14 protein-coding genes and 2 pseudogenes are annotated in these 17,985 nt (G+C 72.5%); 11 read left to right on the top strand and 5 right to left on the bottom strand.

The window, feature by feature from the left end; translation table 11 throughout:
- The first annotated feature begins 53 nt into the window (after positions 1-53).
- Complete coding sequence (locus B1L11_RS10355; RefSeq protein WP_079314278.1) at positions 54-1,238, top strand: sensor histidine kinase; 1,185 nt, start codon at positions 54-56, stop codon at positions 1,236-1,238.
- On the top strand, positions 1,235-1,897 hold the full coding sequence (locus B1L11_RS10350) for a response regulator transcription factor (protein ID WP_079314277.1): 663 nt from the start codon (positions 1,235-1,237) through the stop codon (positions 1,895-1,897). Before B1L11_RS10355 ends, B1L11_RS10350 begins: the two co-directional genes overlap by 4 nt.
- Here B1L11_RS10350 and B1L11_RS10345 read toward each other — a convergent pair.
- Positions 1,837-2,547: a hypothetical protein gene (locus B1L11_RS10345; RefSeq protein WP_079314276.1), complete on the bottom strand. Its 711-nt coding sequence runs from the start codon at positions 2,545-2,547 to the stop codon at positions 1,837-1,839. The genes B1L11_RS10350 and B1L11_RS10345 overlap by 61 nt on opposite strands.
- Positions 2,548-2,720: 173 nt before the next feature.
- Here B1L11_RS10345 and B1L11_RS10340 point away from each other — a divergent pair, with 173 nt between their 5' ends.
- From B1L11_RS10340 to B1L11_RS10330, 3 genes are all read left to right on the top strand, one after another.
- Positions 2,721-4,811: a DUF6421 family protein gene (locus B1L11_RS10340; RefSeq protein WP_079314275.1), complete on the top strand. Its 2,091-nt coding sequence runs from the start codon at positions 2,721-2,723 to the stop codon at positions 4,809-4,811.
- A 23-nt stretch (positions 4,812-4,834) separates the two neighbouring features.
- On the top strand, positions 4,835-5,488 hold the full coding sequence (locus B1L11_RS10335) for an SDR family NAD(P)-dependent oxidoreductase (protein ID WP_079314274.1): 654 nt from the start codon (positions 4,835-4,837) through the stop codon (positions 5,486-5,488).
- Positions 5,489-5,635: 147 nt separating this feature from the next.
- Positions 5,636-6,640, top strand: a complete 1,005-nt coding sequence (locus B1L11_RS10330; RefSeq protein ID WP_306291625.1) for a low specificity L-threonine aldolase — start codon at positions 5,636-5,638, stop codon at positions 6,638-6,640.
- Positions 6,641-6,703: 63 nt separating this feature from the next.
- On the opposite strand, the gene B1L11_RS10325 is transcribed toward B1L11_RS10330, so the two are convergent.
- Complete coding sequence (locus tag B1L11_RS10325; RefSeq protein ID WP_079314273.1) at positions 6,704-7,582, bottom strand: AraC family transcriptional regulator; 879 nt, start codon at positions 7,580-7,582, stop codon at positions 6,704-6,706.
- On the opposite strand from B1L11_RS10325, the pseudogene B1L11_RS10320 reads away from it, so the two are divergent.
- Positions 7,573-8,522 (top strand): annotated as a pseudogene (locus B1L11_RS10320) (alpha/beta fold hydrolase). The gene B1L11_RS10325 and the pseudogene B1L11_RS10320 sit on opposite strands and share 10 nt — an antisense overlap.
- Before the next feature lie 27 nt (positions 8,523-8,549).
- Here B1L11_RS10320 and B1L11_RS10315 read toward each other — a convergent pair.
- Positions 8,550-9,227, bottom strand: coding sequence for a DUF305 domain-containing protein (locus tag B1L11_RS10315; RefSeq protein ID WP_079314272.1), 678 nt, complete (start codon positions 9,225-9,227; stop codon positions 8,550-8,552).
- 107 nt (positions 9,228-9,334) lie between these two features.
- Here B1L11_RS10315 and B1L11_RS10310 point away from each other — a divergent pair, with 107 nt between their 5' ends.
- The gene (locus B1L11_RS10310) at positions 9,335-10,018 is read left to right on the top strand and encodes a DUF3105 domain-containing protein (RefSeq protein WP_079314271.1); all 684 of its coding nucleotides are present in this window, start codon (positions 9,335-9,337) and stop codon (positions 10,016-10,018) included.
- A 21-nt stretch (positions 10,019-10,039) separates the two neighbouring features.
- Here B1L11_RS10310 and ald read toward each other — a convergent pair whose 3' ends face one another.
- On the bottom strand, positions 10,040-11,158 hold the full coding sequence (gene ald, locus B1L11_RS10305) for an alanine dehydrogenase (RefSeq protein ID WP_079314270.1): 1,119 nt from the start codon (positions 11,156-11,158) through the stop codon (positions 10,040-10,042).
- A 177-nt stretch (positions 11,159-11,335) separates the two neighbouring features.
- On the opposite strand from ald, the gene B1L11_RS45050 reads away from it, so the two are divergent.
- From B1L11_RS45050 to B1L11_RS10290, 3 genes are all read left to right on the top strand, one after another.
- Complete coding sequence (locus tag B1L11_RS45050) at positions 11,336-12,910, top strand: hypothetical protein (protein ID WP_143737167.1); 1,575 nt, start codon at positions 11,336-11,338, stop codon at positions 12,908-12,910.
- A gap of 247 nt (positions 12,911-13,157) precedes the next feature.
- Complete coding sequence (locus tag B1L11_RS10295) at positions 13,158-13,739, top strand: hypothetical protein (RefSeq protein ID WP_079314268.1); 582 nt, start codon at positions 13,158-13,160, stop codon at positions 13,737-13,739.
- A 92-nt stretch (positions 13,740-13,831) separates the two neighbouring features.
- The gene (locus B1L11_RS10290; RefSeq protein ID WP_143737166.1) at positions 13,832-14,542 is read left to right on the top strand and encodes a hypothetical protein; all 711 of its coding nucleotides are present in this window, start codon (positions 13,832-13,834) and stop codon (positions 14,540-14,542) included.
- An 11-nt stretch (positions 14,543-14,553) separates the two neighbouring features.
- On the opposite strand, the pseudogene B1L11_RS10285 reads toward B1L11_RS10290, so the two are convergent.
- Positions 14,554-16,804: pseudogene (locus B1L11_RS10285) on the bottom strand (molybdopterin cofactor-binding domain-containing protein).
- A gap of 119 nt (positions 16,805-16,923) precedes the next feature.
- On the opposite strand from B1L11_RS10285, the gene B1L11_RS10280 reads away from it, so the two are divergent.
- On the top strand, positions 16,924-17,985 hold a 1,062-nt coding region (locus B1L11_RS10280), incomplete at its 3' end, for a PucR family transcriptional regulator ligand-binding domain-containing protein (RefSeq protein WP_256862393.1).

Genomic DNA, 17,985 nt, shown 5'->3' with positions numbered 1-17,985 from the left:
CGGACGTCTGTCGCCTGATGCGCGCTGTGCCGGGCAGGGATTACTCTGCGCGCATGCGCTTGTCCCCCCTCCGCTCGGTCCCCCGCGTCGACCTCCTGATCGGCCTCGCGATCATCGCGCTGGGCACCCTTGAGGCGTTCACGGACGCCAAGGACTACGGTGCGGCCCGCAATCCCGAGCTGTGGTGGGTCGGGCAGGCGCTGGTCACCGGTGTCCTGGTCTGGTATCGCCGCAGGGCCCCGGTGGCGGTCTTCATCCTGATGATCCTCGCGCAGTACGCCTGGCACCGGCAGGGCAACGAGTCGTGCCCGGTCTGGCAGCTCGCCGCGCTGCTCATCGTCTTCCACACGATCGGCGCGCATCTGCCGTTCAAACCGGGTGGGGCCTGGGCCCTGGTGGGCATCCTCGTCTTCGACTCGGGGGCCGTCGACCACCGGTTCCTGCCGTTCCAGGAGGTCGTCTACCTCACCGTGATGTTCGGCTCGGCGTACGTCACGGGCCTGGCCCTGCGCGGCTACCTCCTGCGCGCCCACCGGATGGCCGAGCGGGCGGCGCGGCTGGAGCTGGAGCGGGAGCGCCGGGCCGCCGAGGCCGTCGCCGCCGAACGCAACCGGATCGCCAGGGAACTGCACGACGTGGTGGCTCACAGCGTGAGCATGATGGTCATGCAGGCGGGGGTGCTGCGCCGCCGGATGGGTACGGCGCAGGAGGACGGCCCCTCTCCGGAGGCCGAGATCCTCGGCGGGATCGAGCAGGCGGGCCGGGACGCGGTGGAGGAGCTGCGGATCATGCTCGGGGCGCTGCGGATGCCGCAGGACGAGGCGCTGCCCCAGCCGGGGCTCGACATGGTGCCCAACCTCATCTCCACGGTCGGGACCTCGGGGCTTCGCGTGACGCTGGAGACTGAGGGCGAGCCCGTGCATCTGGCGCCCGGTCTCGACCTGTCGGCGTACCGGATCGTGCAGGAGGCCCTCACCAACGCGGTCAAGTACGCCGGGGACGCCGACGTGCGCATCCGGATCGCCTACCGCCCCGACCGGCTGGAGCTCGAGATCGCCGATAATGGCGGGGGCGCCGGACCGGCGCTGTCCACCGGCAACGGGCTCATCGGCATGCGGGAGCGGGCCGAGCTGTTCGGCGGCTCCCTCGACGCCGGGCCGCTGCCGCAGGGCGGCTATCGTGTCCGCGCGACGCTGCCGATCTCCCAGGGAGTGCCGATGAGCGAGGCCACGAATTGACCATCCGCATCGTCCTCGCGGACGACCAGGCGATGATCCGGGCCGGCCTGCGCATGGTGGTCGAGAGCGAGCCCGGGATGGAGATCGTGGGCGAGGCCGCCGACGGCGCGGAGGCGGTCGCCCTGGCCCGCCGGGTGCAGCCCGACGTCGTGCTCATGGACATCTCGATGCCGCGCATGGACGGGCTCACCGCGGCCAGGCAGCTGCTCGACGCGCCACGGCCGCCCAAGGTCATCATGCTGACGACGTTCGACACCGACGAGAACCTGTACGCCGCGCTGCGCGCGGGGACCAGCGGCTTCCTGCTGAAGGTGTCGCCGCCCGAGCAGCTCGTGGAGGCCATCAGGGTCGTCGCGGCGGGTGACGGCCTGCTCGACCCCGCCGTCACCACGCGGGTGATCGCCTCCTTCGCGGGCCGGCACGAGCCGGTACGGCCGCCGCAGCTCGCCGAGCTCACCCCGCGCGAGCTGGAGGTGCTGCGCATGCTCGCCCGGGGCCTCACCAACGCCGAGATCGCCAAGGAGCTCTTCGTCGGCGAGGCCACGGTCAAGACCCACGTCGCCCGCGTGCTCATGAAGCTGAACCTGCGCGACCGCGCTCAGGCGGTCGTGTTCGCGTACGAGTCGGGCGTGGTGACGCCGGGGTCGGCGCTCGGGTAGTACGACGCCCACTCGGCGTTCGTCATGCGCAGCACCTTGAGGCCGAGGTAGCCCATGGCGATGACGGGGGCGCCCCAGAACGGGATCGTCAGCGGGCCGTACGGCACCGGCATCGAGGCCACGTAGCCCACTGCGACGACGGCGGGCACCCACCAGTGGACGAAGCCGGTGCGCGAGACGGCCAGCAGGAGCAGCGGCAGGCCGATCATGCCGAGGTAGATCCACGGCAGCGTGAACCCGAAGATGACGCCGGGCAGGTTGAACACCTCGTCGAACATCTTCTGGCCCTGCTCGACCGGGTAGTGCTGCCCGAACCACCACTCCACGGGGTCCATGAGGAGCAGCGCCGAGACGCTGATGTAGCCGATGATCGTCATGCCCCCGGTGATGTGCCCGAAGACGACGGACTTCTTGCGGACCAGGTGCAGCAGGCCGAAGGCCGCGATCGGGACGAGCACCCAGCTCCAGTGGTAGAGCAGCGACTCCAGCTGGGCCAGGGCCGGGTTGTCGCCGTAGCTGACCATCTCGCGGTCGTCGCCCCAGGTGCCGGGGTCGACGAGGAGCGCGACGAACTGCAGCAGCGGCGCGACGAACAGCAGGACTCCGGTGACGGTGCGCCGGAAGGCCACCGAGTCGGACATTTTGAACATCGATCTTTCCCTTCGGGTCTTTCTCCCTACGGCCGGTGACGGTAGGTGAGCGACCCCCGGGGACTCGTCCGCCGCTCGGGTGATGCCTCCTCATCCGCTAGAGCGACTTATCGCCACGAGGCTAGGTATGTGTATATTTTCCGGAAGACGGCTCACAGTACGGGAGATTTTTCATGACGGCTTTCCCGGCGGTCTTGTTCGACGAGGCGCACAGCGAGGCGTGGACGATCCGGCGAGAGGTCGCCGAGGCCATGAATCCCGCCCACCCCGACGACAACAGCTACGCGGAGGCCGCCGGGGCGCTGCGGCGGCTCGGCCACACGGTGCGCGCGCACACCGAGGGCCCGATCACCCCGGCCGTCCTGGACGGGTGTGACGTCTTCGTGGTCGCGCACCCCTCGGCCGAGCGCTGGGAGCGCACCACCGGGGTCGGCAGCCCGGTCTTCTCCACCGAGGAGATCGACGCGCTGGAGGCGTACGTCGCGGGTGGCGGCGGGCTGATCGTGCTGGCTGAGCACGAGCAGGAGAAGTACGGCAGCAACCTGGGCGAGCTGCTCGCCCGGTTCGGGGTGACGGTCGAGCACGCGACCGTGCAGGACCCCGGCAACTGCCACAACACCGTGGCCACCTGGGTCCTCGGCGTGCCCTCCGCGCAGGCGGTGGCCGAGCCGGGCGGCGTGGCCCAGGACCTGCTGGCCGAGGTGCGCCGCGCCTGCTTCTACCGCGCGGGCACGCTTGTCGCGCCGGCCGAGGCGAGCGTCCTGTTCACAACCTCCGGGTCCGCCGACCCTGCGGACGCCCCGCTCGTGGCCGCCGTACGGCACGGCCGTGGCCGGGTGGTCGTGCTGGCCGACTCCGACCTGTTCGGCGACGACTCGATCCGCGACTACGACCACGAGAAGCTGTGGGGCAACCTGGTGACCTGGGCCGCCCGCGTGCCCGAGGCGTCCGGCGCCGCCCGCGCGTCCCGCCCCGAGGTGGCGGAGGAGTTCGCCCGGCTGAAGGCCGCCGTGGAGCGGCTGCGCCCGCTCCAGGCCAAGGACGGATCGGTCACCGGCGACCACGACGAGGCCGTGGCGTGCATCAGCGAGATCGTCGACGGCATCGGACGGCTCGCGCCGCACTTCCCGCACGACGCCGAGTATCTCGACGCGGTGATGAAGGACTTCCGCGCGTGGGTGGCGGCCGGCCTCGGCGTGCCCGACTTCCTCGACTCGCTGAACGCCTTCCACCCCGACACCCAGCGGATCGACGGCCTGGAGCACCTGGTCGTCTTCCCGATGTACACCCAGAACGGCAACCCCAACCGCAACGTCGAGGCGGTCTGGATCCGGGTCGTGTGGCCCGAGTGGCTGGCCGAGCTGGAGCGGGGCGGCTACGACAACCCGATGTTCGTGCCGATCACGTTCGTCGACTTCACCTCCGGCTACGACACCAACTCGGCGGTGCTGTTCCCCGAGACCGTGGTCGTGCGCCAGACCCCGCCGCGCTTCACCTGGGGCGGCATCTTCTGCGACCGCGAGGCCGCCCGGTTCCGCCGGGTCAGCGAGGCCGCCGCGGCCACGCTGAAGCTCGAGCTGCCGCCGGACGCCGCCCGGCTGCTGGCGTCCCAGGACCTCGCCCAGGACACGTTCGTGCTGTGGGACCTCGTCCACGACCGCACGCACAGCCACGGCGACCTGCCGTTCGACCCGTTCATGATCAAGCAGCGCATGCCGTACTGGCTCTACAGCCTGGAGGAGCTGCGCTGCGACCTCACGGCGTACGGCGAGGCCGTGAAGCTGGAGGCGGCCGGCGTGCCGCACGCGCGGTACGTGCAGTACGCCATCCTGTTCGACCGGCTGTTCCGCTTCCCGATCACCGGCGAGCGGGTGCGCAACTACGACGGGCTCGGCGGCCAGCTGCTGTTCGCCTACCTGCACCGGCAGGGCATCGTGCGGTGGACCGACAACCGGCTCACGATCGACTGGTCACGGGTCGCCGACGGCGTCGCCGACCTGCGCGGCGAGGTGGAGAAGCTCTACCGCGACGGCATCGACCGCTCCAAGCGGGCCCACTGGCTGGCCGCGCACGAGCTGGTCGCGACGTACGTCGAGCCCGACCCGGCCTCGGTCTGGAAGCAGGGCGTCCACGCGCTGCCCACGGAGCAGAAGGCCATGGTCGACGCCGTGCTGCCCGACGAGTTCCCCCTGAGCATGTTCTACGAGGCCCTGCGCCGTAAGCTCACCGACGTGGTGGAGTCGACCCGGGGCATCCGCGCGTGAGCGGGGCCGGAGAGGAACGCGCGATGAGCAGGGTGATCCTGGTCACTGGAGCGGGCGGCCCGGCCGGCCGCGCCGTCGTCGGGAAGTTCACCGAGCTCGGGGACACGGTCATCGGCGTGGACAAGTCCGGCGCCGAGGGGTGCCTGGCCGTCGACCTGCTCGACCGGGACGCCGTACGCGGCCTGGCCGAGCGGGTGCGGGCCGAGCACGGCCGGGTGGACGGCGTCGTCCACCTGGTCGGCGGCTGGCGCGGGTCGAAGACCTTCGCCGACACCTCCCTCGACGACTGGGACCTGCTGCACGACCTGCTGATCAGGACCCTGCAGAACGTCTCGCTGGAGTTCGAGCCGCTGCTGCGGGCGAGCGGGAACGGCCGTTTCGCGATCGTGTCGGCCCGGGCGGCCCAGAAGCCGACGCAGGGCGGCGCGGCGTACGCGGCCGCGAAGGCCGCCGCCGAGGCGTGGACGCTGTCGCTGGCCGACGCGCTGAAGGACACCTCGGCCGCCGCGGTGGTCCTGGTGGTCAACGCGTTGGTGCACGATGAGATGAGGGCCGCGAACCCGGACAAGCCGTATCGGACCTTCACCGACGTGAAGGATCTGGCGGCGGCGGTCGCGGGCCTGTGGGACGAGGAGCCCGCGGCCGTCAACGGCCGCAGGATCGACCTCACACCCTGATCTACGCTGCTGATCCGGTGCCGCGGCCGGCCCGACCGGGCCGGCCGCGGGGCCTGAAACCGCGATGGGGAGACATCTCGTGACAACCGATGCCGTGCGCCGGCACGACCCGGCGAGCCGGACGTTCGCCAGCGACAACTACGCGGGGTGCACCCCGAGGTCCTGGAGGCGATCGCCCTCGCCAACGGGGGACACCAGGTCTCCTACGGCGACGACGTCTACACCGAGGCGGTCCGCGGTGTCTTCCGCAGGCACTTCGGCGAGCAGGCCGAGGTGTTCCCCGTGTTCAACGGCACGGCGGCCAACGTCGTGTCGCTGCGCTCGATGTGCGCGCGCTGGGAGGCCGTGGTCTGCCCCGAGAGCGCGCACATCAACACCGACGAGGGCGGCGCCCCCGAGGTCACCGGCGGGCTGAAGCTGCTGACCGTGCCGACCCCGGACGGCAAGCTCACGCCCGACCTGATCGACCGGCAGGCGTGGGGGTTCGGCGACGTGCACCGGGCGCAGCCCCGGGTCGTGTCGATCTCCAACGCGACCGAGCTTGGCACGCTCTACACCCCGGCCGAGATCAAGGCGATCTGCGACCACGCCCACGAGCTGGGGATGTACGTCCACCTCGACGGGTCGCGGATCACCAACGCCGCAGCGGCCCTGGACGTGCCGCTGCGCGCCCTGACCACGGACGCGGGGGTCGACGTGCTGTCCTTCGGCGGCACCAAGATCGGTCTGATGCTGGGCGAGGTCGTCGTCGTGCTGAACCCGGAGGCGTCGCGCGGCCTGCCGTACCTGCGCAAGACGAGCATGCAGCTCGCCTCGAAGATGCGGTTCGTGTCGGTGCAGTTCGAGGCCCTGCTCGGGGGCGACCTGTGGCTGCGCAACGCCCGCCAGGCCAACGCGATGGCCCGGCGGCTCGCCGACGCCGTACGGGACCTGCCCGGGGTGAGCGTGCCGCGCCCGGTCGAGGCCAACGCGGTGTTCGCGATCCTGCCGGCCGACGCGGCCGACCGGCTGCGCAAGCGGTTCCGGTTCTACAACTGGAACGAGCAGGTCGGCGGGGGCATGGTCGAGGTGCGGTGGATGTGCGCCTTCGACACCACCGAGGCCGACGTGGACGCGTTCGCCGCGGCGCTGGCCGAGGAACTGCGGGCCTGACTTCGCGTCCGAGTCGCGGCGGCCGGTCGCGGACGTCTCCCCGGCCGGCCGCGCCTCTCGAGATCAAGGACCTGCACCGGCGACCGATGAGAGGTCCGGCCCGGCCGAAGCCTCCCGGCCGGGCCACGCGATGTCGTCGACCGCCAGAAACGGCTCGGCCGCCACGCTCGCCGGGGTCACGCCCGTGAACTCCACGACGTCTCGATGCAGGTGGGACTGGTCGGCGTAGCCGGCCTCGACCGCGACCTGGGCGGCGCTTCCACCCGCGACCAGGCGGTGGGCGGCATGGTCGAAGCGGACCAGCTTCGCGGCGCGCTTGGGCGGCAGGCCGATCTGCGAGTGGAACCGGGACCACAGGCGCTTACGGCTCCACCCCACTTCGGCGGCCAGCCGGTCGACCCGGACCAGGCCGCGGCCGGCGACGATCCGGCGCCAGGCCCAGCCGACCTCCGGATCCACGGGCGGCCCCGCCTCATGCCGGCGGGCGAGCAGCGCGTCGGTCAGCGCGAAGCGATCCTCCCAGGAGGAGACCTCGCCCAGTCGCTCACGGATCCGCGACGCCTCCCGGCCCCACAGCTCGTCGAGGGCCACCACGGCGCCGTCGAGGCCGGCGGGGGAGACGCCCAGAATCGCGCGTGCGACGACCGGGGACAGGCGCACCTGCACGCACTCGACGTTCTCACCCCGTGCCCGGACCGCGCCGCCGGACCCGAGCCCGGGCCCGGCGACCAGGCTTCCCCGCTGCTGCCGCCCCGCGGCGTAGTGCACGACGGGCGAACCGGCGCCGAACTCCAGGAGCAGCGTCACGGCCGGGTGCGGGACCATCCGGAGCGCGTCCAGGTCGGCGACGCGGAACCCGGCCATGGTGACACCGGCCACCCGGCTGGGCCGCCGCGGGCAGGCGACGTCCCACACGGCCTCGCCGTGCACGAATGTCGACATGGCCTCCAGGCTATGCGGGCACGCGCCGACACGCGGGCGGGGAACATTCGTCCAAGACGGCGGCGCGCACCGGCGGCGACAGTGGGCGCATGACTGTTTCCGACGGCAAGCCGCGTGTGGAAGACGAGCCCACCGAGAGTTCGACGCTGTCCCTGGACGACGGCGACATCCACGTGTGCCAGGACGGCCCCCGCGACGCCCCGGCACTCCTGCTGATCCACGGGTCCGCCTCCTCGGCCCGCTCGTGGGACCGTCTGGTTCCGCTGCTGACCGGATCGCATCGCGTCATCCGGATCGACCTGCTCGGGCACGGCCGGTCGGACAAACCGGCGGCCCGAGCTACGCGGTCCCGGACCAGGGACGCCGGGTCGGCGCGGCACTCGACCGGCTCGGCGTCGAGCGCGCGATCGTGGCCGGCCACTCCAGCGGCGGCGCGGTCGCCACCGCTCTCGCCGAGCAACGACCCGACCTGGTGACCGCACTCGTGCTCATCAACACCGGACCCGGCATGGAGGCCTTCATCGCATCGGAGTCCGCCGCGATCGCACCGTCGCAATGGCCGCCGACCGACGAGCAGCTGCGGCGGTTCGCGAGCAGCGGTTTCAGCCGCCAGGGTTACCGGATCCCGCACGAGCTCCTGGACGAGGTGCGCATCATGACCTACCACACGCTCACCGCCACGATGCAGGGCACCCGCGACTACCTGGAGCAGCGGGCGCTTCCGGACCGGCTGGCGGTCCTCGGCAAGCCGCTGCTGGTGATCTTCGGCGAGGACGACCGGAGATGGCGGTCCTCGTCCGCCGCCGACTACCGCGTCGTTCCGGGCGCGGAAGTCGAGTTGCTGCCCGGTCTCGGGCACTCACCCATACTCGAGGACCCGGGGCGGACCGCACGCTCCCTGCTGGCCTTCACCGCGATCCACGCCGTACGGGCGGACTGAACGAGACCGCCGGACAGCCGGAGAGGGTCACGGCGCGGGGAGCGGCTGGGCTCCCCGCTTGGCCAGCAGGTCCGTCATCGTGCGGATCTCGGCGTTCTGGCCGTCCACGATGTGCTGGGCGAGAGCGCGCACCTCGTCGCGGTCCGACAGCTTGAGCAGGCCCTCGGCCATCTCCACGCCGCCCTGGTGGTGGCGGATCATGAGCTGGAGGAAGAGGATCTCGGCGTCCCTGCCGGTGGCCTGGCGGAGCCGGTTCATCTCCTCGTCCGTCGCCATCCCGGGCATCGTGCCGGGCGCCGGGGCGGTCGTGGCCGCCCCGCCGTGCCCGTGCCCGGCCATCCAGGCCATCGCCGGGCGGGTGGAACTCTGGTCCAGGCCCCACTGCTGCAGCCAGCCCATGAAAATTCCACGCTGGGTGCTCTGCGTGGTGATGATGTCGTACGCCAGGCTGCGCAGCGCCTGGTCGGAGGTCTTGTCCCTGAGGATGAAGGACATCTCCACCGCCTGCGCGTGGTGGACCCCCATGTCCCTGGCGAACCCCGCCTCGGGAGAGGCGTCCCCGGGCGTCGCCTGCCTGGTGAAGAACAGCACGAGCGCCGCCGCCGCGAGGAGGACGACGACCAGCCCGAGGACGGGGAGGCGGCGCCGGGCCGGGGGAGCGGCCTCCACTGTGCCGTCCCCCGGGGCGTCGATGTCAGTGCTCATCGCCCCACAGGCTACTCGCCACAGCCGTCGCTCTGCCCGAAGCAATACCTTTAGCCACTATTCTCCATACGCAGCGGGGGTGTCAGTGATCAGCGGTTGGAGGAGCGATGACCAAGGAGAAGTCGCAGGCGAGGCGTGAGCACCTCGCCCGCATGCGCGCCGAGCAGAAGCGTAAGGAGCGGCGCGCCGCGCTTCTCATGTGGGGGATAGGCGGCCTCGTGATCGTCGTCCTGGTCGCCCTCGTCGCCGTCTACGTGGTCAACGACCGCTCGGCCAAGTCGCTCAGCGCCGTCAAGACCTTCAACTACAAGGGTTCCGACCACTCCTGGAACAAGGTGTCCTACAAGGAGACCCCGCCCGTCGGCGGCCAGCACAACTTCTACTGGCAGAACTGCGGCATCTACGACAAGCCCATCCACAACGAGCACGGTGTCCACTCGCTGGAGCACGGCGCGGTGTGGATCACCTACCGGCCCGACCTGCCCAAGGCCGAGGTGGACAAGCTCAAGAGCCTCGCCTCCGCCGACTACATGCTGCTGAGCCCCTACCCGGGCCTGCCGTCCAAGATCGTCGCCAGCTCCTGGAACCACCAGCTCGCGCTGGACTCCGCGGACGACCCCCGCCTGCCGGAGTTCATCAAGAAGTACAAGCAGAACCCGACCACCACCCCCGAGTACGGCGCCTCCTGCTCGGGCGGCATCGGCACCACCGACGAGCAGCCGCTCCCGCCGGCCCAGCAGGAGACCACGCAGGAGCCGATGCCGAGCACGGCTCCGTCCCCGTCCTCCTGATCCGGACGTCCCTGGCCCGGCTCAGGGAACCAGCACGCGGTCCACGGGCACGGCCTCCAGCCCGTGGGCCTCGGCCACCGGGCGGCTCGTCAGGTGGCCCTCGTGGGTGCTCAGACCGAGGGCGAGCGCGGGGTCGGCGGTCAGCGCCTCGCGCCAGCCCAGGTCGGCGATCGCCAGCGCGTACGGCAGCGTGACGTTGGTCAGCGCGTACGTCGAGGTGTGCGGCACCGCCCCCGGCATGTTGGCCACGCAGTAGAACACCGAGCCGTGCACCCGGTAGACCGGGTCGGCGTGGGTGGTCGGCCGCGAGTCCTCGAAACAGCCGCCCTGGTCGATGGAGATGTCCACCAGCACCGACCCCGGCTTCATCCGCGAGACGAGGTCGTTGCTCACCAGGGTCGGCGCCTTGGCGCCCGGCACGAGCACCGCGCCGATCACCAGGTCGGCGTCCACCACCGCCCGCTCGACCTCGTACGCGTTGGACGCCACGGTCTGGCAGCCGCCACGGAAGACGAGGTCGGCGTGGCGCAACCGGTCGACGTCGCGGTCGAGCAGCAGCACCTGCGCCCGCATGCCCACGGCGACGGCGGCGGCGTTCATGCCCGACACCCCCGCGCCGATCACCGCCACCTTCGCGGGATAGGTGCCGGGGACGCCGCTCATCAGCACGCCGCGCCCGCCGCCCTGACGCATGAGGTGGTAGGCGCCCACCTGCGGCGCCAGCCGCCCGGCCACCTCGGACATGGGCGCGAGCAGCGGCAGCGTGCGGTCGGGTTTCTGCACGGTCTCGTAGGCGATGCCGGTCACGCCCGACTCCAGCATGGCCCGGGTGCAGGACTCCGAGGCGGCCAGGTGGAGATAGGTGAACAGCACCTGGCCCTTGCGCATCCGGTGATACTCGTCCGGCACCGGTTCCTTGACCTTCAGGATCAGGTCGCCCTCGGCCCACACCTCGTCCGCCGTGCCGATGATGACGGCCCCCGCCGCGGCGAAGTCCTCGTCCGGGATCGCGGACCCCAGGCCCGCCCCCTTCTCGACGAGGACCCGATGACCCTTGCGTACGAACTCGTTGACCCCCGCGGGTGTGAGCGCGACCCGGTACTCGTGCGTCTTGATCTCTCGGGGAACTCCCACCTTCATGTCTCAACTGTCTGCTTCCGACGTCCGTGGCGACATCGGGCAACGGGCAACCATTTGGCGGATATTCATGACAAATTGTCAATAAAAGCGCGTGTTGAGCGTTCCATGGTCGGCCGGTTACCCGCGGTTGGCAGACCTCGGTAGGCTCTGCGAGCGGTGTAAGGGATCGAGGTGGGAATGCACAACGCGCCCGTGCCGGGAGACGAGGAACCCGGCCCGCGGCCCGGCGGCCTGACATCGGGAGCCGAGACGGCGCCCATGCCCAAGCCGGTCGGCCCCGAGGACCGCGGCGGCGTGCCCGCCGAGACGTCCGGCGGGTGGGGCGGCTGGTTCGGCGACACGTCCGGCGGGGCCGGTGCCACGGGAGAGACGACGGTCCTGCCCGCCGCCGGCGGCGGGCAGGCTGACACGTATGGGCCCATCGGCGGGCCGGGCGACCCCGGCGGAGGTCCCCTTCCGCTCGGTGCCCACGGTGAGCGCGCGGGGCTCGGCGATCCGCTCGCTGATCCACTCGGCGGTCCGGGTGGTGCGCGGGGTGAGCCCGGTGGGCTCGGCGGGTTCGACGACCCGCTCGGGGTGCGCGGTGAGCCGCCGGGCGGGCCTGTCGATCCGCTCGGTGACACGATCACTGGGCCGGTCGGTGTGCCGGGTGAGCCCGCGGGGCCCGCGGGGCCTGCGGGGCTTGGCGACCCCCTCGGCGTGCCGGGTGGATCGGGTGACCCGCTTGCGGTGCCGGGTGGACCCGCTGATCCGCTTGGGGTTCCCACTGGACCGGGTGACCCACTTGGCGCCCCTGGTGTCGCAGGTGCTCCCGTCGCGCCCGGCGAGCCGGTGGAGCCCGCCGTGCCCGGCGTACCGGGCGCACCCGACGGCACGCCCGCGGACGGTGGCGCAGGACCGGGTGACGGGCCGCCCGCCCCGGCCGGCCCCACCGTGCCGAGGGCGGCCAGGGGGACGACGATCGCCCTCGTCGTGGCCCTCGTGCTGGTGGTCGTCATGTCCGGCGTCCTCGGCGCCGTCGCCGTGGTGATGACCCGCAACCCGGACGCCCCGCCGCTCAAGCAGACGCCCGTACGCACCCTGCTGACGCCCATGCACTTCGCTCCGGTCACCGGGGTGGGGCCGGCGCCCTGCAGCGGAACGGACGCGATCCCGGACGACAAGGGCGCCTCCTGCTACCAGCTCGACCCGGGGGTCACGGTCACGACCGTGCAGAAGATCGAGGAGGTGCCGGAGAACGACGGCACCTACTCGATCAGGCTCGTGCTGTCCCCCTCCAGCCAGGAGCAGATCGCCGCGCTCACCCGCGAGACGGTCAAGCAGCAGCTCGCGATCGTGGTGGGGGAGAAGGTGGTGGCCGCCCCGCGGGTGGCCCAGGAGATCACCCAGGACAGCCTCGGCATCGCGGGCTTCGACAAGGCCCAGGCCGACGCGATCATGGCGCTGCTGACCGGATCCGCCCCCCGCGGGCCAGCCGAACCCGGCCGCCTCACCCGCCGCCACCGGCGCCGGCCAGCCCGCCGGCACGCAGCCCGACGGAACCCAGCAGGGTGGCACGCAACCGACCGGCACCCAGACCGGTGGCACGCAGCCGGGCGGAACGGTGTACGAGGGCGGCCAGCCGGGCGGGTCGCAGACGGGCGGCACCCAGCAGGGCGGTGGCACCCAGCAGGGCGGTGGGACACAAGGCGGGACGCAAGGCGGGACGCAACCGGGCGGGGCACAGCCGGGAGGCACGCAGCCCACCCCTGAGGGGTTCCAGTGAGCGCGCGGCACGGCCCGGACCGCCGCTCCCGGACCTGAATCGGCCAGCCGGCGGCCGTCCCGCCCCGGCCGTCCCGCCCCGGCCGTCCCGCCCCGGCTGTCCGGCCCGGGGCACGTCGGCCCGGCACGAGTCGGCCGGGTGTGACGTCCTCACGGTGATCCAGGGCCTGGATCACCAAGGGCGGGGCGACGGCCTCCGCTCAGCCGGTGATCGAAATCGCGATATGGTCACGCCATGCAGCGTATGACCGGTTTGTTGATAGGTGCGGTTTTCGGGGCTGTTTTCGTCTTCGCGAACTCGCATCCACCGCTCGGTCATGCTCTCGCCCTCGTCCTCCGGATCGCCGCGGCCGTCGCCCTGACCGGCGTCGTCGCCATGTGGTTCCTCGCCGTCGGGCGCGCGAGGTCCACCGGCGCCGAACCCGGCATCGGGGGAGGCGGTGAGTCCGGCAAGATGTTCGGCCTCGGCTTCGCGGTGGTCGTCGTGATCGAAGCCGTCGCGCTGTTCGGCGGCATCGCGGTGCTGCGCGCCCTGGACCGCCCCGAGGAAAGCAACGTCGCCTGGATCGCTCTCGTCGTCGGCGTCCATTTCGTCGCCCTCGGACCGATCTGGAGGGACCGGACGATCATGGTGCCCGGTGTGGTCCTCACCGTGCTCGGGGTCGCCGGGCTCGTCATGACCGCCACCTCCGCCGTGGCGTGGGTGCCCTTGGTGAGCGGGGTGCTGTCCGGTTTGACGCTGCTGGCCGGATGCCTGGCCGCCGCACGGCGCGGCCTGGCCGCCCAGCGGTCCCCGGTCTCGGGCGGACGCCGGTGACGGCTCCAGCGGGGCCGGCCCTCGTGGGCGGCAGCGGTAGGTGCAAGCCGGGGTCAATCCGGGTGCAAGTAGATCCCTGTAGCGTACGGCGCGTGTCAGCACGATGGTTGCGAGGCGCGGCCGCCACGGCCGCGACCGCCGCGTTCCTGGTCCCCGCCTCCCTGCTCGCCGCAGGCCCGGCCCTCGCCCGCACAGCGCAGGCCCCTGCGGAAGCCACTGGGCAGGCCACTGCGCAGGCCCCCGCCCGGGCGTCCGCGCACGGCACGGCCGCACCGGCGGCCGTCGCCAAGAAGCTGTTCGGCGCCTGGCTGCGCGCGGACCGCCACGCGGCCTCCCGGGTCGCCACCGCGGGCGCGGTCTCCACGCTCTTCTCCTATCCCTTCCGGGCCCCGGACGAGTTCGCGGGCTGCTCGGGCAACGCCTGCCGGTTCGTCCACACCAGCGTGCGCGTGCCGGGCGGGCTCGACGGCGTCCTGATGGTCGTCTCGGGCTCGAAGGTCACGAAGGTGTACGAGTCCCGTCATCTCACGAAGCCGTCCGCCGCCGCCAAGCACCTGTTCGACGCCTGGCGCGCGGGCGACCGCAACCGTGGCCTGGAGATCGCCTCGACCACGGCGGTCAAGACGCTGTTCCGGACGAAGTACGACCCGAAGGGCGTGAAGTACTTCTTCCAGGGCTGCAGCTCCGAGCCCAAGGGCTACAGCTGCGCCTACTCCTATGAGGGCGGCGGCATGTTCATGCACGTGCGGGGCGCGAAGAGCCGCGGCTACGAGGTGACCTCCATCGGCTACATCGCCGACTGATCCGGCGGGGCTCAGCCGGCGACGGGCGTGAGCGCGATGTCCTCGGGCCGGATCGGGACGCGGGGGAGATCCAGCCCGGTCGCGGCCCTGACCGCCGCGGCCACCGCGGGGGTCGACGACAGCGTGGGCGGCTCGCCCGCGCCCCGCAGGCCGTACGGCGCGTGGGGGTCGGGGTTCTCCAGGACGACAACCGCATGGGCGGCATGTCGAGGATGGTGGGGATCAGGTAGTCGGTGAACGAGGGGTTGAGCACCCGGCCGTCCCTGACCTGGATCTCCTCCATCAGCGCCAGGCCCAGGCCCTGCGCGGAGCCGCCGTGGATCTGCCCTTCCAGGGCCGGCGGATTGAGGATCCTCCCCACGTCCTGTACGGCGGCCAGCTCGACGACCTTGACCAGGCCGAGCTCGACGTCCACGTCGACCACGGCCCGGTGCACGCACAACGCGAGCTGCGTGTGGGAGTCGCCCTGGCCGGTGACGGGGTCCATGGGGAACGTGGGCCGGTGGCGGTACTCCCGCGTCTCCTCGACCGGCCCGAACCGCTCCAGCACCTCCTCCAGCGACAGCTCCGGATGCGCCGCCCGCAGCGCGTCGAGGCGGGCCCGCACCGCCTCGCAGGCCGTCTTGACCGCCCCGCCGGTGACGTACGACTGGCGGGAGGCCGAGGAGGACCCGGCCGAGCCGACCGCGGTGTCCGCCGGGGCGACCGTGACCCTGGCGATCCCGAGCTCCGTACGCGCGATCTGGGCCTGGACGGTGACGAGCCCCTGGCCCACCTCGGCGGCGGCGGTGTGCACGAGCACGTGCGGCTCGTCCCCGGCCAGCTCGACCCGCACCCGGGCCGTCGAGTAGTCGTCGAAGCCCTCGGAGAAGCAGATGTTCTTGATGCCGACGCCGTAGCCCACGCCGCGCCGCACGCCCTCGCCGTGCGTGGTCTGCGCGACGCCGCCCGGCAGGAGGCGCAGGTCGGGCTCGTCCGCCGGTTCCGGCGGCAGCGGCATCGCGGCCAGCTCCGCGAGCATGTCCGCGAGCGCGCGGGGCTGTCGATCACCTGCCCCGTGGCCAGGCGCGACCCCTGCGACACCGCGTTGCGGACGCGGATCTCGACCGGCGACAGCCCGCAGGCCGCCGCGAGCCGGTCCATCTGCGACTCGTACGCGTAGCAGGCCTGGACCGCCCCGAACCCGCGCATGGCGCCACAGGGCGGGTTGTTCGTGTAGACGCCGTACGCGTCGATCCAGACGTTGTCCACCTCGTACGGACCGACTCCGAGCGAGGCGGCGTTGCCCACCACGGCGGGGGTGGACGAGCAGTAGGCCCCGCCGTCGAGCAGGATCTCCGCCTTGACGTAGACGAGCCGCCCGTCGGTCGTGGCGCCGTGCTCGTAGCGCATCCGCGCCGGATGCCGGTGGACGTGGCCGAAGAACGACTCCTCGCGGCCGTACACCATCTTCACGGGGCGGCCCGTCCGCAGCGCCAGCATCGAGGCGTGGACCTGCATCGACAGGTCCTCCCTGGCGCCGAACGCGCCGCCGACCCCGGCGAGCGTCAGCCGCACCTTCTCCTTCGGCAGACCCAGGCACGGCGCCACCTGGTCCCGGTCGACGTGCAGCCACTGGGTCGCGACGAACAGGTCCACCCCGCCGTCCTCGGCGGGCACGGCCAGGCCCGACTCCGGGCCGAGGAACGCCTGGTCCTGCATCCCGACCTCGTACTCGCCGGTGACGACCACCTCGGCCTCGAAGGTCCCGCCCACCCTCACCGGCTGGTGCCGTACGAGGTTCCCTTCTGGGTGGACGGCGGGGCAGGACGGGTCGAAGGCGGCCCGGCGGGGGTCGGTCACCGCCTCGCGCTCCTCGTACCGCACGACGATCGCGGCGGCCGCGCGGCGCGCGGTCTCCGGATGGTCGGCGGCCACGATCGCCACGGGCTCGCCCTGGTAGCGGACCTGGTCGACGGCGAGCACCGGCTGGTCGCGGCGCTCCAGCCCGTAGAACTTCTCGCCGGGCACGTCCTCGTGGGTGAGCACGGCGAACACTCCGGGCATCGCGAGCGCGGGACCGACGTCGATGGAGCGGATCCACGCGGACGGGTGCGGGCTGCGCAGCGTGGCGCCCCAGAGCATGCCCTCGAGCCACAGGTCCGAGGAGTACGCGAACTCCCCGGTCACCTTCAGCGTGCCGTCGGGGCGCGGCGCGCTCTCACCGAGGCCCGGACGCGTCCCGGTCCTCGTCGGCGCGCCCGCCGTCTCCTCAGTCGCCATCCGCCGCTCCACCGTCGTAGTACAGCAAGCGGGCCGCGGCGGGGCCTATCGGCGCGGCGATGAAACCCGGAGGTGGACGTAGTCGATGCTTGTAGGTATCTCCAAATACGCTGTCTGTCGTGCTATTGCATGATCTGCTCGCCGTCCCGGAACTGCGGCTCACCCTGCTCACGGGCGACGAGCGGCTGGACCGTGAGATCGAGGGCGTGCTCATCACCGACCTGCCCGATCCCCGGCGCTACCTGTCGGGCGGCGAACTGGTGCTGACCGGCCTCATGTGGCGCCAGTCGCCCGCCGACTCCGCCCGGTTCGTGGACGCCCTGGCCGAGGCGGGCGTGGCCGCGCTCGGCGCGGGCGACGCGCGGCTCGGCACGGTCCCCGGCGACCTGGTGGAGGCGTGCCGGGCGCGCGGGCTGCCGCTGCTCGAAGTGCCCGTCGAGGTGTCGTTCGGAGCCGTCACCGAACTTGTCGGCAGGCGCGTCGCCGCCGCCCAGGCGGGCGACCTGCGCGGCGCGCTCGGGCGGCACCGCAGGATCGTCGCGGCGGTGGCCGAAGGGGCCGGGCTCGGCGAGCTGTTCGCCCTGGTCGAGGCCGAACTCGGCGTCACGGCCGCGGTCGTGTCCGCCTGCGGCGCTGTCGTCGCGGGCGCCCTGCCCGAGGAGCAGGCCGTACGGCTGGCCCACGACTATCTCGGCGCCGTCCGCCTGCCGGTCGTCGTGGACCGCGGCGGGCCGTTCACGCTGTTCGCCGTGGACCGCTCGCACCGGGCCGCCGGCTGGGCCCTGGTCTGCCGGGGCGAGGTCGACGCGGAGATCGGCTACGAGCTGGCGGCGTGCGTCGCGATGGAGCGGACACGGGCGGAGGAGGGCCGCCGGGTGGAGCGCCGGCTGGCCGAGCAGCTCATCGCCCTGGCCTGCGCGGGCGGCGACCTCGCGGAGCTGTCGGCCCGGCTGCGGACCTGCGGCATCGACCCGGCCGAGCCGTACGCGGTGGTCACCGCCACGGCGAGCAGGCGCGGGGCGACGGAGGGCCCCGATCCCGCCCTGCTGGGCGGTCAGGTGACGGAGGAGCTGCTGGACCGCGGGGTGGTGGCCGCCGCGGGGCGCCGACGCGTCGGTGGCGCTCGTCCCGCTGCGCGGCGACACCCCCGTGGGGCGACCGCGACGGGCTCGCGGCGCTGC

Source organism: Microbispora sp. GKU 823, from assembly GCF_002027145.1.
Taxonomy (GTDB): domain Bacteria; phylum Actinomycetota; class Actinomycetes; order Streptosporangiales; family Streptosporangiaceae; genus Microbispora; species Microbispora siamensis.
Note: the sequence above shows the minus strand (reverse complement) of the source record. Positions and strands in the feature narration are given on the sequence as shown.

Excerpts from the sequence above, each read along its gene's own strand:
- B1L11_RS10355 (WP_079314278.1), top strand. The coding sequence starts at position 54 with ATGCGCTTGTCCCCCCTCCGCTCGGTCCCCCGCGTCGACCTCCTGATC.
- B1L11_RS10345 (WP_079314276.1), bottom strand. The coding sequence starts at position 2,547 with ATGTTCAAAATGTCCGACTCGGTGGCCTTCCGGCGCACCGTCACCGGA.
- B1L11_RS10340 (WP_079314275.1), top strand. The coding sequence starts at position 2,721 with ATGACGGCTTTCCCGGCGGTCTTGTTCGACGAGGCGCACAGCGAGGCG.
- B1L11_RS10335 (WP_079314274.1), top strand. The coding sequence starts at position 4,835 with ATGAGCAGGGTGATCCTGGTCACTGGAGCGGGCGGCCCGGCCGGCCGC.
- B1L11_RS10325 (WP_079314273.1), bottom strand. The coding sequence starts at position 7,582 with ATGTCGACATTCGTGCACGGCGAGGCCGTGTGGGACGTCGCCTGCCCG.
- B1L11_RS10315 (WP_079314272.1), bottom strand. The coding sequence starts at position 9,227 with ATGAGCACTGACATCGACGCCCCGGGGGACGGCACAGTGGAGGCCGCT.
- B1L11_RS10310 (WP_079314271.1), top strand. The coding sequence starts at position 9,335 with ATGACCAAGGAGAAGTCGCAGGCGAGGCGTGAGCACCTCGCCCGCATG.
- ald (WP_079314270.1), bottom strand. The coding sequence starts at position 11,158 with ATGAAGGTGGGAGTTCCCCGAGAGATCAAGACGCACGAGTACCGGGTC.
- B1L11_RS45050 (WP_143737167.1), top strand. The coding sequence starts at position 11,336 with ATGCACAACGCGCCCGTGCCGGGAGACGAGGAACCCGGCCCGCGGCCC.
- B1L11_RS10295 (WP_079314268.1), top strand. The coding sequence starts at position 13,158 with ATGCAGCGTATGACCGGTTTGTTGATAGGTGCGGTTTTCGGGGCTGTT.